9 protein-coding genes and 1 other RNA gene are annotated in these 12,792 nt (G+C 61.9%); 7 read left to right on the top strand and 3 right to left on the bottom strand.

Translation table 11 applies throughout. From position 1 onward, the window contains the following. Positions 1 to 2 precede the first annotated feature (2 nt). From smc to ACMGF8_RS14830, 6 genes are all read left to right on the top strand, one after another. Complete coding sequence (smc, locus tag ACMGF8_RS14805; RefSeq protein ID WP_416760055.1) at positions 3 to 3,491, top strand: chromosome segregation protein SMC; 3,489 nt, start codon at positions 3 to 5, stop codon at positions 3,489 to 3,491. A gap of 257 nt (positions 3,492 to 3,748) precedes the next feature. After that, positions 3,749 to 4,603: a cell division protein ZipA gene (gene zipA, locus ACMGF8_RS14810; RefSeq protein WP_102863825.1), complete on the top strand. Its 855-nt coding sequence runs from the start codon at positions 3,749 to 3,751 to the stop codon at positions 4,601 to 4,603. A 124-nt stretch (positions 4,604 to 4,727) separates the two neighbouring features. Further along, on the top strand, positions 4,728 to 7,100 hold the full coding sequence (ligA, locus tag ACMGF8_RS14815; RefSeq protein WP_115581944.1) for an NAD-dependent DNA ligase LigA: 2,373 nt from the start codon (positions 4,728 to 4,730) through the stop codon (positions 7,098 to 7,100). 118 nt (positions 7,101 to 7,218) lie between these two features. Further along, positions 7,219 to 8,385, top strand: coding sequence for a zinc-binding metallopeptidase family protein (locus tag ACMGF8_RS14820; protein ID WP_416760058.1), 1,167 nt, complete (start codon positions 7,219 to 7,221; stop codon positions 8,383 to 8,385). A gap of 162 nt (positions 8,386 to 8,547) precedes the next feature. Then, positions 8,548 to 8,644: signal recognition particle sRNA small type (ffs, locus tag ACMGF8_RS14825), an RNA gene on the top strand. Positions 8,645 to 8,845: 201 nt separating this feature from the next. Continuing rightward, positions 8,846 to 9,349, top strand: coding sequence for a GrpB family protein (locus ACMGF8_RS14830; protein WP_102863822.1), 504 nt, complete (start codon positions 8,846 to 8,848; stop codon positions 9,347 to 9,349). A gap of 10 nt (positions 9,350 to 9,359) precedes the next feature. Here the strand turns inward: ACMGF8_RS14830 and ACMGF8_RS14835 are convergent, their stop codons facing one another. The 3 genes from ACMGF8_RS14835 to ACMGF8_RS14845 form a co-directional block, all read right to left on the bottom strand. Beyond that, entirely contained in the window at positions 9,360 to 10,178 is an 819-nt protein-coding gene (locus tag ACMGF8_RS14835) for a helix-turn-helix transcriptional regulator (protein ID WP_305948250.1), read from the bottom strand. Between the two features lie 5 nt (positions 10,179 to 10,183). After that, a complete protein-coding gene (locus tag ACMGF8_RS14840) occupies positions 10,184 to 10,735 on the bottom strand; it encodes a kinase inhibitor (RefSeq protein WP_102863820.1) in 552 nt (183 codons plus the stop codon). A 119-nt stretch (positions 10,736 to 10,854) separates the two neighbouring features. Further along, positions 10,855 to 11,721, bottom strand: a complete 867-nt coding sequence (locus tag ACMGF8_RS14845; protein ID WP_416760062.1) for a LysR family transcriptional regulator — start codon at positions 11,719 to 11,721, stop codon at positions 10,855 to 10,857. Between the two features lie 101 nt (positions 11,722 to 11,822). Between ACMGF8_RS14845 and ACMGF8_RS14850 the strand changes: the two genes are divergently transcribed. Beyond that, positions 11,823 to 12,749, top strand: a complete 927-nt coding sequence (locus ACMGF8_RS14850; protein ID WP_416760064.1) for a DMT family transporter — start codon at positions 11,823 to 11,825, stop codon at positions 12,747 to 12,749. Positions 12,750 to 12,792 lie beyond the last annotated feature (43 nt).

Consider the following 12,792-nt stretch of genomic DNA (forward strand, 5'->3'; position numbering starts at 1 on the left):
GCGTGCGACTCAAGTGCATCAAGCTGGCGGGGTTCAAGTCCTTCGTCGATCCGACCACGGTGAACTTCCCCAGTAACATGGCGGCGGTGGTGGGGCCCAATGGCTGCGGCAAGTCGAATATCATCGACGCCGTGCGCTGGGTGATGGGCGAAAGCTCGGCGAAAAACCTGCGTGGCGAGTCGATGACCGATGTCATCTTCAATGGCTCCACCAGTCGCAAGCCGGTGAGCCAGGCCAGTATCGAACTGGTGTTCGACAACTCCGACGGCACCCTGGTGGGTGAATACGCGGCCTACGCCGAGATCTCCATTCGCCGCAAGGTCACACGCGACAGCCAGAACAGCTATTTCCTCAACGGCGCCAAGTGCCGCCGTCGGGACATCACCGACATCTTCCTTGGTACCGGCCTGGGGCCACGCAGCTACTCGATCATCGAGCAGGGCATGATCTCCAAGCTGATCGAGGCCAAGCCCGAGGACCTGCGCAACTTCATTGAAGAAGCCGCGGGCATCTCCAAGTACAAGGAGCGCCGGCGCGAGACGGAAAACCGCATCCGCCGCACCCATGAGAACCTCGCCCGCCTGACCGATCTGCGCGAAGAGCTGGAGCGTCAGCTGGAACGCCTGCATCGCCAGGCCCAGGCCGCCGAGAAGTATCAGGAATACAAGGCCGAGGAGCGCCAGCTCAAGGCGCAACTGTCGGCTCTGCGCTGGCAGGCATTGAATGAGCAGGTCGGCCAGCGCGAGTCGGTGATCGGTAGCCAGGAAGTCAGCTTCGAGGCCCTGGTGGCTGAGCAGCGCAATGCCGATGCTGCTATCGAACGCTTGCGTGACGGTCACCATGAATTGTCCGAGCGCTTCAATCTGGTGCAGGGGCGCTTCTATTCGGTGGGCGGCGACATTGCCCGGGTCGAGCAAAGCATCCAGCACGGCCAGCAGCGCCTGCGGCAATTGCAGGATGATCTCAAGGAAGCCGAGCGTGCGCGCCTGGAGACCGAGTCACACCTGGGCCACGACCGCACCTTGCTGGCAACTCTGGGGGAAGAGCTGGCCATGCTCGAGCCCGAGCAGGAGGTCACTGCAGCCGCCGCCGAGGAAGCCGCCGCGACCCTGGAAGAAGCCGAAACCACCATGCACGGCTGGCAGGAGCAGTGGGACGCCTTCAACCTGAGTTCCGCCGAGCCGCGGCGCCAGGCGGAAGTGCAGCAGTCGCGCATCCAGCAGCTCGAAAGCAGCATGGAGCGGCTGGCCGAGCGTCAGCGACGCCTGGGGGAGGAGCGCGAATTGCTCTCGGCCGACCCGGAAGACGCGGCGATCCTCGAACTCAACGAACAACTAGCCGCCAGCGAAGCAACTCTGGAAGACCTGCAAGCCAGTGAGGAATCCCAGGTCGAGCGCCTGGAGCAACTGCGTCAGCAATTGCAGCAGGCGACCCAGGCCCAGCAGCAGGCCCAGGGTGAATTGCAGCGGCTCAATGGCCGCTTGGCGTCTCTGGAGGCCCTGCAGCAAGCCGCGCTGGACCCGGGCACCGGTACTGCACAGTGGCTGCGTGAACAGCAGTTGGCCGAGCGTCCGCGCCTGGCCGATGGCATGCAGGTGGAGGCGGGCTGGGAGCTGGCGGTGGAAACCGTGCTTGGCGCCGATCTGCAAGCGGTGCTGGTGGATGATTTCACCGGTATCGATCTGGCCGGTTTCCAGCAAGGCGACCTGCGTCTGCTGAGCCTGCAAGACGATGCGCTGCGCATGCCCGGCAGCTTGCTGGACAAGGTGGAATCCACGGTCGATCTGTCGCCCTGGCTGGGGCAGGTCAAACCGGTGGAAAACCTCGAGCAGGCCCTGGCCTTGCGTGGGCAACTGGCAGCCGGGCAGAGCCTGATCAGTCGCGACGGCTACTGGGTCGGCCGGCATTTCCTGCGGGTACGGCGGGCCAGCGAAGCGGAAAGTGGCGTGCTGGCGCGAGGCCAGGAAATCCAGCAACTGACCCTGGAGCGCGATGAGCGCGAAGCCAGTGTCGAAGCCCTGGAGAGTCAATTGCTCAACCTGCGGGCCCAGCAACGTCAGCAGGAGAACGGTCGCGAACACTTGCGTCGCCTGTTGCAGGATGAGGCTCGCCAGCAGGGTGAATTGAAAGCCAAGCTGTCCGCCGGCAAGGCCAAGGCCGAGCAGTTGAATCTGCGTCGTACCCGCCTCGATGAGGAACTGGTAGAGCTCGGCGAGCAGCGTGAGCTGGAGCATGAACAAGTGGGCGAGGCGCGCCTGCAATTGCAGGAGGCCCTCGACAGCATGGCCCTGGACACCGAGCAGCGTGAGCTGCTGTTGGCCCAGCGCGACAGCTTGCGCGAGCGCCTTGATCGGGTGCGCCAGGAAGCACGCCAGCACAAGGATCACGCTCATCAATTGGCGGTGCGCATGGGCTCCCTCAAGGCCCAGCACGATTCCACGCGTCAGGCCCTGGAGCGCCTGGAGCTGCAGTCCGAGCGCCTGACCGAGAAGCGCGAACAGCTCAGCCTCAACCTGGAGGAGGGCGAGGCACCGCTGGAAGAACTGCGCCTCAAGCTCGAAGAGCTGCTGGAAAAGCGCATGACCGTAGATGTCGAGCTCAAGACCGCGCAGATCGCCCTGGAAGATGCCGATCGCGAACTGCGCGATGCCGAGAAGCGCCGTAACCAGGCCGAGCAGCAATCCCAACTGATCCGCGGCCAGCTCGAACAGCAACGCATGGAATGGCAAGCCCTGACCGTGCGCCGCAAGACCTTGCAGGAGCAGTTGCTGGCCGATGGCTACGACCTGGACGGCGTGCTGGCGACCCTGGCCGGGGAGGCCAGCGAGCAGGCCGCCGAAGAAGAGCTGGAGCGCATTGCGGCAAGAATTCAACGCTTGGGCGCAATCAACCTTGCGGCCATCGACGAGTATCAGCAGCAGTCCGAGCGCAAGCGCTATCTGGATGCCCAGGACGCCGATCTGGTGGAGGCCCTGGAAACCCTGGAAAACGTGATTCGCAAGATCGACAAGGAAACCCGCAATCGATTCAAAGATACCTTTGATCAGATCAACGGCGGTTTGCAGGCACTCTTTCCAAAAGTTTTCGGTGGCGGCAGCGCTTATTTGGAACTGACGGGCGAAGATCTACTCGATACAGGGGTAACGATCATGGCGCGTCCTCCCGGGAAGAAGAACAGCACCATTCATTTGCTCTCGGGGGGCGAAAAGGCATTGACTGCCTTGGCCCTGGTATTCGCCATCTTCAAGTTGAATCCGGCGCCATTCTGCATGCTCGATGAAGTTGACGCGCCGCTGGATGACGCTAACGTTGGACGCTATGCAAGATTGGTTAAAGAGATGTCGCAGACTGTGCAGTTCATCTATATCACCCACAACAAGATCGCCATGGAAATGGCCGATCAGTTGATGGGTGTGACGATGCACGAACCCGGTTGTTCGCGCCTGGTAGCCGTGGATGTCGAGGAGGCGATGGCGATGGTGGACGCTTGAGTCTGTGCGACTAAGGCGACTATTGGACGGCAAGCCGGGGGATTTTTCCCATTACCAAGCTGGCCAATCGACATATTGGCCGTAACCGTTGCGACAGACGGTGTAAAGTTGCCTTTGGTCGTGCTAGTTTAATGTCAATTTTTCCTATGCGTGGGCAAAACGCCATTCAGAACATAGAGTTGGCGCCACGTTTTAAAGCGGTTTGCAGATTGTAAACCCCTTATTTTTCAGCATTTTTTATAGAGGCACGGGATTACATGGAAATCGGTCTGCGCGAGTGGCTGATCGTCATCGGCATTATTGTTATCGCCGGTATTCTTTTTGATGGCTGGCGGCGTATGCGCGGCGGCAAGGGGAAGTTGAAGTTCCGTCTTGATCGAAGTCTTTCCAATCTGCCGGACGATGAAGGCAGTGCCGAACTCCTGGGTCCGCCTCGGGTGCTGGATACTCATAAAGAACCGCAACTGGACGAGCACGATCTGCCGTCGGTGAGCATGCCTGCCCGCGAGCCTCGGGATAGTTCTTCGTCCAAGCGCGGCAAGCGTGGGGGCGAGCCTCATCAGGGTGACCTCAATCTGGACCTGGATCTGGATAGCGGCCCAAGCTTCAGTAGCCGCGACGATGACTTCCCGGCGGATGAAGGCAAGGCTGCCAGTCACAGCGACAAGGAACAGCCGCAGGCCGAAGAAGTGCTGGTGATCAGTGTGATCTGCCGTGACAGCGCCGGTTTCAAAGGCCCGGCGCTGTTGCAGAATATCCTTGAAAGTGGCCTGCGTTTTGGCGAGATGGATATCTTCCACCGCCACGAAAGCATGGCGGGCAATGGCGAAGTGCTTTTCTCCATGGCCAATGCGGTCAAGCCCGGCGTGTTCGATCTGGATGATATCGATCACTTCAGCACTCCGGCGGTGAGCTTCTTCCTCGGCTTGCCTGGCCCGCGTCACCCGAAGCAAGCCTTCGACGTGATGGTGGCGGCGGCGCGCAAGCTGTCCCAGGAGCTCAATGGCGAACTCAAGGACGACCAGCGCAGCGTGCTGACTGCCCAGACCATCGAGCACTACCGCCAGCGTATCGTCGAATTCGAACGCCGCGCTCTGACCCAGAAGCGCTAAGCTTCCACAGTCAGTTCCTCTCGCAGGAGCTGACTGTGCAGGAACTGGCTTGCCAGCGAAGCCCACGCCCCCATCTTCAGATCGAGCAGCCTAGGCTGCTCTTTTGCTTTATGAGAGAACCCCCATGACCGCCGCTGAAACCCGCATTCTTGAGCTGCGCGCCGAGCTGGACCAACACAACTACCGTTATCACGTACTGGACGAACCGAGCATTCCGGACGTCGAGTACGACCGCCTGTACCACGAGCTCAAGGCCCTGGAGGCCGAGCACCCGGAGCTGGTCACCAGTGACTCTCCAACCCAGCGTGTGGGCAGCGCGGCGCTCTCGGCCTTCACCCAGGTGCGCCATGAAATCCCCATGCTCAGCCTGGGGAACGCCTTTGAAGAAGTCGACATGCGCGAGTTTGATCGCCGGGTCAACGAGGGCCTGGACCTGCCGGCGGGCGATCTGTTTGGTGGCGGTGCGGCGGTGGAGTACAGCTGCGAGCCCAAGCTCGACGGCCTGGCAGTCAGCCTGCTGTATCAGGATGGTGTGCTGGTCCGTGGCGCCACCCGTGGCGACGGCACCACCGGTGAAGACATCAGCGTCAACGTGCGTACCGTGCGCAACATTCCGCTCAAGCTGCAAGGCAGCGGCTGGCCGGCGACCCTGGAAGTGCGCGGCGAAGTCTTCATGTCCAAGGCCGGTTTCGAGCGCTTGAATGCGGCGCAACTGGAGTCGGGCGGCAAGACCTTCGCCAACCCGCGCAATGCGGCGGCGGGTAGCCTGCGCCAGCTGGATTCGAAGATCACTGCCAGCCGGCCGCTGGAGTTCTGCTGCTACGGCCTGGGCCAAGTCAGTGCCGACATTGCCGACACGCATATCGGCAACCTGGAGCAACTCAAGCAGTGGGGCATGCCCATCAGTCGTGAGCTGCGCCTGGCCAAAGGGGTTGATGAATGCCTGGACTATTACCGTGAGATCGGCGAGCGGCGCAATGCGTTGCCCTATGAGATCGACGGTGTGGTGTTCAAGGTCAACAGCATCGCCTCTCAGCGTGAACTGGGCTTCCGTGCCCGGGAGCCGCGTTGGGCCATTGCCCATAAATTCCCGGCCATGGAAGAGCTCACCGAGTTGCTGGATGTGGAATTCCAGGTCGGCCGCACCGGTGCCGTGACGCCGGTGGCACGCCTGAAGCCCGTCAAGGTGGCGGGAGTCACTGTGTCCAACGCTACTTTGCACAATATGGATGAGGTGGCGCGCCTGGGGCTGATGATCGGCGACACGGTGATCATCCGCCGCGCCGGTGACGTGATCCCGCAAGTGGTGCAGGTGGTCGTTGAGCGTCGCCCTGAAAACGCCCGGCCGGTACAGATTCCGCAAAGCTGCCCGGTCTGTGGCTCTCATGTCGAACGCACGCAACTGGTCAAGCGCAGCAAGGGCCGGGAAACCGTCAGCGAAGGCGCGGTGTATCGCTGTGTTGGTCGTCTGGCCTGCGGTGCCCAGCTCAAGCAGGCGATCATCCACTTCGTTTCCCGTCGAGCCATGGACATCGAAGGCCTGGGGGACAAGACCATCGAGCAACTGGTGGACGAAAAGCTCATTGCTTCGCCTGCGGATCTTTATCAGCTCAAGTACGAACAGATCATCGATCTGGAAGGTTTTGCCGAGGTTTCCAGCAACAAGCTGCTCAAGGCCATCGAGGACAGCAAGCGTCCGGCCCTGGCTCGCTTCATCTATGCCTTGGGTATTCCTGATGTGGGTGAGGAAACCGCCAAGGTCCTGGCCCGTTCCCTGGGAACCCTGGAACGGGTCCAGCAGGCTTTGCCCCAGGTGCTGACCTACCTGCCGGATGTGGGGCTGGAAGTGGCCCACGAGATTCACAGCTTTTTCGAAGACAGTCATAACCAGAGCGTGATTGGTGCCTTGCTGGCCGAGGATCAATGCGGCCTGGTGTTGCAGGATCAGGGTGAGCTGGGGGCAGAGTTTGCCGCCAGCACCACGCTGGGCGGCATGCTCGACAAGCTCAATATCCCCTCGGTGGGGCCGGGTGCGGCGCAGAAACTGGCAGACAAGTTCGGTTCCCTGCAGGGCGTGATTGCGGCTGACTGGCTGGATATGCGCCAGGCCCTGCCGGAGAAGCAGGCCAAGTCGGTGCGGGAGTTCTTCGACAACCCGGCCAATGCCCGGTTGGCCCAGGCCATCGAAGAGCAGCTCAAGGCCTTTGGCATGCATTGGCAGAGCGAGAAGAAGGTGGTCGAAGGCCTGCCGTTGGCTGGCAAAACCTGGGTGCTCACCGGCTCCCTGGAGTTGATGAGTCGCGATGTGGCCAAGGAAAAGCTGGAAAGCCTGGGGGCCAAGGTGGCGGGGTCCGTTTCGGCGAAAACCCACTGCGTCGTCGCCGGCCCCGGAGCCGGCTCCAAACTGGCCAAGGCCAATGAGCTGGGGCTCAAGGTCCTGGATGAAGCGGCCTTTGTCGCCTTTCTCGTCGACCACGGCATCCCCATCCCCGCGTGATCCTTGGGAGCCGGCTGGGCAGCGATGGTTTCGCCGGCAAGCCGGCTCCTGACAGGCCGAGGGAACGATGAGGCAGCCAGGATGATCTAGTCTTGGCAAGCCCCAGGGAGGATGCGTCATGTACCGTTTCTTCGAGCAGCTCAGTTCCCGGATCGCCGCGCCCTTCGTCGGCGACCGCTCACGCAACAGCAAACTCTGGTCATGCCGCTGTGGGCAGTCGCTGTTCTTTCGCAACAGCCAGTGCCTGGCGTGCTCTGCCTTGCTCGGTTATGCGCCGCAATCAGGCTGTCTGTCGTCCCTGCAGCCAGGGCCCGCCGCCGGGACCTGGCTGCTGGATGCCGAGCCTGAGGCGGGTGCCTTCAAGCGCTGCGCCAACCTCGATACGCCCGCCGCTTGTAACTGGCTGCTGCCGGCCCACCTGACCGGCAATCTGTGCGTAGCCTGCAGCCTCAACCGCACGATCCCCGACTTGTCCGTCCCGGAGAATCCTGAGCGCTGGCGCAAAGTGGAAATCGCCAAGCGCCGCCTGGTCGCCCAACTGATCGCCCTCGGGCTGCAAGTGATCCCCAAGAGCGACGACGAGGAGCGGGGCCTGGCTTTCGACTTCCTTGGTGTTGATCTTGAGGGAAGGACGCCGATTACCGGGCATGCCAATGGCCTGGTCACCCTGGATATCAAGGAAGCCGATGATGCCCATCGCGAGCGGGTGCGGGCGCAGATGCACGAACCTTACCGCACCCTGCTTGGGCACTTTCGCCATGAAGTGGGGCACTACTACTGGGATCGGCTGATTGCCAACAGCCCCTGGCTGGAGTCGTTTCGCAGCTTGTTCGGCGACGAGCGCTACAGCTACGCCGAGGCTCTGGAGCAGCACTATCAGCAGGGCGCGCCAAACGGCTGGCAGCAAAGTCACGTCAGCGCCTACGCCACCATGCACCCCTGGGAGGACTGGGCGGAAACCTGGGCTCACTACCTGCACATGATGGACGCGGTGGACACCGCCCTGGGCTTTGGCATGAGTGCCCGCGACGTCGATCTCGACTACCAGCCGTTTCCCCTGAGCAGCCTGTACGACCCGCAGCATCCTGGCGGACCGGCGTTCCTGGCCTTCGTCAACGCTTGGATCGAATTGGCTGGCATGCTCAACGAACTGTCCCGCAGCATGGGCCAGCCGGATTTCTACCCCTTCATCCTGTCGCCGGCGGTGATTGCCAAGCTGCATTTCATTCATTTGGTGATCCAGCAAGAAGGCGGCCGCGCCGACGAAGTGCTGTCCCTGGACTGACTCCACCGTCCTTCAGGCGGTGGGGGAAGGCTTTTACCCAGAGGTGTATCCAAGTGCTTGAAGCTCATCGGATTTTTTAATCTGCAACGAGCGGTTGTAAGTTCAACTCAGATAGGTACAATGGCGCGGCTCGCCGTCAGGCGAACGTCGTTATGGTGACCCCATCGGTCCCCCCGCAACGATTACCCGTGAACCTGGTCAGAGCCGGAAGGCAGCAGCCACAGCGGGAACATTGTGTGCCGGGGTGTGGCTGGTGGGGTTGCCTCCATAACGCTTCTCGTTGGTCCTCAGCGAGATTGATCAAAATTCTTAAAGCACCTGAAAGTCTTCGAAGCCGCGCAGCATCCCTGTTGGCGTGTTTTTTGTCGTGCGCCCGATTTCTGGTTCGCTAATCCCTTGTCCAGCAAGCCCGTGCGGTTCGTTTCTGGAATATCCAACGCCTTTGCATCAAGGAGTGGTCATGGCGCTTACCAGTAAGATTTCCCTCTATGACGATCAGTGGCCTGGTGCATTCAGCGCTGAGAAGGGGCGCCTAGCCAAAGGTTTCGGTTGCGAACTGATAGCGGTACATCACGTGGGTAGCACGGCTGTGCCTGGGCTGGCGGCCAAGCCGGAAATCGATCTTCTGGCAGTGGTCGTGGAGCATCGGGATGAGGTTGCGCGCAACGCCTTCATGGCAACCCTGGGCTATGTCCGGGGCAGTGATCTGTCCCCGGGGCATCACTTTTACCGCCGCGATGTCGAGGGCGTGCGCACCCACAAAGTGCATGTCTGCATCTGTGGTCATGAGCAGATCGGGCGCATGCTGCGTTTTCGTGATCTGTTGCGTCAGGACAGCGGCATCCGTCAGCAGTATCAGGATCTTAAGCTTCGGCTTGAAGCCGGCAATCGCGAGGGCATTGGCGAGTATCTCGCGCAAAAGGCGCCCTTCATCGATGCGGTGATGGATGGCCTGTCGCAGTGATGCGCGCTGGCTAGATCGCTGCCCGCAGTTCTCGGGGCGAAAGCCCGTAATGTTTGCGAAAGCGCACCGCAAAGCGTGATGCCGAGGCGTAGCCGCTGGCTGCGGCGATTTCACCGATGGGGCGTGGCGTGGTTTGCAGCCACTGCAGGGCCAGGCCCAGCCTGACGTTCTCGAGGATGTTGCTGAAACTGTCGTTCTCGTTCGCCAGCTGGCGACGCAATGTGGAAGCCCCAAGGTTCAGGCGCTCGGCGACGCAGGCTACTGTCCAGTCCCGCGCCGGGTTGCTCATGAGGATCTGTTGCACCCGTTCGCACAGTGGGTCGTGACGATCCAGTAGCAATGGGCCGGCCCAGCCGCCAAGGGCCAGGGCCAGCAGCACCGCTTCGCCGTAGTGGCTGCGCAGGGCGTCCGGTGCATCGCTGGCAATGCACTCCAGCAGGTTGTCCCAGGCCAGGGCGGTGTGCCGCTCCAGGGGGACGCAGAGGTCCGCGCCGCTGCGCCCGGGACGGGTAATGATCTGCTGGCGGTAGCGCAGGCTGAACGCCCGCAAGGCCGGTGCAGGAAAGGTCACGACATCGGCGATGTAGTGACCCTGCGCGCCCGGATAGTTGCTGATGCCCACTTCGCGTCCCGCCGGCAGCAGGATCAGGTGCTGGCCGCCCACGCGCATCTGGCGGTCGTCCCACTCCATGCGTTTCTCGCCCTGGCGCACCCGGCACAGAGCACTGACGAAAATCGGTACCCGTTGCAGGACATGGGCTTGCCGGGCGCGGATGACGCAGGTGTCGATACGGCTTTCATGATGCAGCAGGCCGGCAGGAGCATTCATCGTTACTAGCGTCCGTAAGTAGCGGTCAGTGTGGTCTTGGCCAAGGCGTTGGCGTTGAGCATGTAGCCCACCAATGCACCGCTGGCCTGGGCATCGAGGGGCAGTTTATCCACCTTCAATGCCCAGACGGTGAATTGATAGCGATGCGGTTTATCGCCCACTGGCGGGCAGGCGCCGCCAAAGCCGGGTTGGCCGTAATCGGTACGCCCCTGAATGGCGCCGGGCGGCAGTTGCTCGCCGTTGGCGCTACCGGCGCCCCTGGGCAATTGCTGGGTGGACGTCGGGAGGTTGACCAGGGTCCAGTGCCACCAGCCGCTGCCGGTGGGGGCGTCCGGATCATAAACAGTGATGGCAAAGCTTTTAGTACCCGGTGGGGCATTCTTCCAGGACAGTTCGGGAGAGGTGTTGCCGCCTTCGCAGCCAAAGCCCTGGAACACTTCACGAGGGCTCAAGGGGTGGCCGTCGCTGATGTCGTGGCTGCTGATGCTGAACTCGGCGGCGTGGGCGCCAAGGCTCAGACCCAAGGAAAGCACGCTGAGTAAAAGTCGGTTTTTCATGAGGGGCTCGTCTGGGTGTTGGTGATGAAAGACGAGTCTATTGGCCGGCTGAGTCCGTTGTTGTGCCGGGGCGCTCGTGCATTGTGCCGAAACGCTCGCCGGCTTGCCGGGAAAGGGCGTCATGCTCCCAGCTGTTCCCGCAACAACTGGGCAAATGCGTCCCGCGCGCTGTGTCGCGGCACGTCCTGGTGCCAGACAAAGCGGTTGTCCACCGGCAGCAGGTCGCTGAAACGCTGCACGTTCAGGGTCGCCGATTGCGAATAGCGCTCCAGCACGCCTTCCGGTATCAGCGAGACGCCGGCACCGACACTGACGCAGCCGATAATGGTGCCCCAGCTGGCATACCCAGTAATGGGCAGGTTCAGGCCGTGCCTGGCGAGCCAGGTTTCCAGGGCGCGGCGATAGGGGCAGCCCGGTGGCCACATGAACAGATTCTGCCCCTGCAAATCGCTGGCGCTGCGGATGGCGGCGGTGCCTGCGCTGGAGATCAGCACCAGTGGCTCGTGGTAGAGCACGGTTTGCTGAAGCTTGGGCGGCAAGGTGTCGATGGCCACCAGGGCGCCGTCGATACGCTGGTGTTGCAGTTCTTCAAAGAGTTGCGACCAGGTGCCGGTTACCAGTTCCACGTTCACTTTGGGGTAGCGTCGGTGGTATTGCGCCAGCAGCGGTGGCAGGCGGCCGCCAGCGCAGGACTCGATCGAGCCCAGGCGCAGCAATCCGCTGGGCTCCGCCTGGCTGTCCACGGCGCGTTTGGCTTCGTCGACCAGAGCCAGGATTCGCTCGCTGTAGCCGAGGAATATTTCCCCGGCCGGGCTGATCTTCAGGCCGCGCCCGACCCGGGTGAACAGCGGGGTCCCGAGCTCGTTCTCCAGTTGCTTGAGGCGGTTGGTGATGTTGGAGGGCACGCAATGCAATTGCTCGGCTGCGCGGGCAATGCTGCCGGAGCGGGCCACGGCTTTCACCATCTTCAATTGGGTCAGTTCCATTGCTCATTTCCAGTGATGGGTGGCGTTAGTATCGGTTAGTTGTGGTGAGTTATGGGGGGGCGAGAGACTGCGTTTCTTCTTATTGTCTGGATGCCTGTGCCGTGAAGCGCTTACCTGGGTTCAAGTCATTGCTGGCTACCGCTGCGGTCATTCTGTGCTGGGCCTATTCACCGGTGGGTATCCATATTGGCCTTGAGGGCTACAGTCCGGGGCATCTGGCGCTGCTGCGCTTCCTGATCGCTTCGCTGTTCATGGCGGCAATGGCAGTGGCGTTGAAAATATCCCTGCCGCGCTGGCGTGATCTGCCTTGGCTGCTGGTGCTGGGTTTTTTTGCTATCACCCTGCATCACGTCAGCCTCAATTATGGTCAGCAGGGCTTGAGTGCCGGCGCGTCGAGCGTGCTGGCGCAGTCGGCACCGATCTTCAGCACGCTGATCGCCTTCTTCTGGCTCAAGGAGCCGGTCAGTGGTTGGCGCTGGGGCTGCGTGGGGGTGGGTTTGCTTGGAGCGGTGCTGGTGGTGGCGGCCGACAAGGGGCTGGGCTCGGTCGAACCGCGCGGATTGCTGGTGTTGTTGGCGGCTTTTTCCTGGGGGTTGTACTTCGTTTTGCAGCGGCGCTTTTCCGGGCACTATGGCGTGTTGACCACGGTGTGCTACATGGTTTGGGGCGGTACGTTGCTGTTGTCGGTGTACGCACCCGGGTTGCCCGAGGCGGTGGCACAGGCGTCGTGGCGGGTAAATCTGGCGGTGCTGTTGCTGGGGTTGTTTCCCAGTGCTTTGGCCTATCTGGCCTGGGCTTACGTATTGGAGCGGGTGGAGGTCAGTCGGGCATCGATCGCCATGTATCTGATTCCGCCGGTGGCGATGCTGCTGGCTGCGATGGTCCTGGGAGAGCGGGTGCAATCTTCTGTGATGCTGGGGGCGGCCGTGGTGCTGGGCAGTGTGATGGCCATGCAATTGGAAGGGCGTTGGCGGCTGCGGGCCTTGCCGGCGAAGGAGCGAGATGTGCAGGTAAAACAGGGTGATTGATGAGTTGCAACGCCCCCTCATCATGCGGGAGGCGTTGCACCTT

Source organism: Pseudomonas sp. BNK-7 (assembly GCF_048072025.1).
In the GTDB taxonomy this organism is placed as follows: domain Bacteria; phylum Pseudomonadota; class Gammaproteobacteria; order Pseudomonadales; family Pseudomonadaceae; genus Aquipseudomonas; species Aquipseudomonas danubii.

Excerpts from the sequence above, each read along its gene's own strand:
- zipA (WP_102863825.1), top strand. The coding sequence starts at position 3,749 with ATGGAAATCGGTCTGCGCGAGTGGCTGATCGTCATCGGCATTATTGTT.
- ligA (WP_115581944.1), top strand. The coding sequence starts at position 4,728 with ATGACCGCCGCTGAAACCCGCATTCTTGAGCTGCGCGCCGAGCTGGAC.
- ACMGF8_RS14820 (WP_416760058.1), top strand. The coding sequence starts at position 7,219 with ATGTACCGTTTCTTCGAGCAGCTCAGTTCCCGGATCGCCGCGCCCTTC.
- ACMGF8_RS14830 (WP_102863822.1), top strand. The coding sequence starts at position 8,846 with ATGGCGCTTACCAGTAAGATTTCCCTCTATGACGATCAGTGGCCTGGT.
- ACMGF8_RS14835 (WP_305948250.1), bottom strand. The coding sequence starts at position 10,178 with ATGAATGCTCCTGCCGGCCTGCTGCATCATGAAAGCCGTATCGACACC.
- ACMGF8_RS14840 (WP_102863820.1), bottom strand. The coding sequence starts at position 10,735 with ATGAAAAACCGACTTTTACTCAGCGTGCTTTCCTTGGGTCTGAGCCTT.
- ACMGF8_RS14845 (WP_416760062.1), bottom strand. The coding sequence starts at position 11,721 with ATGGAACTGACCCAATTGAAGATGGTGAAAGCCGTGGCCCGCTCCGGC.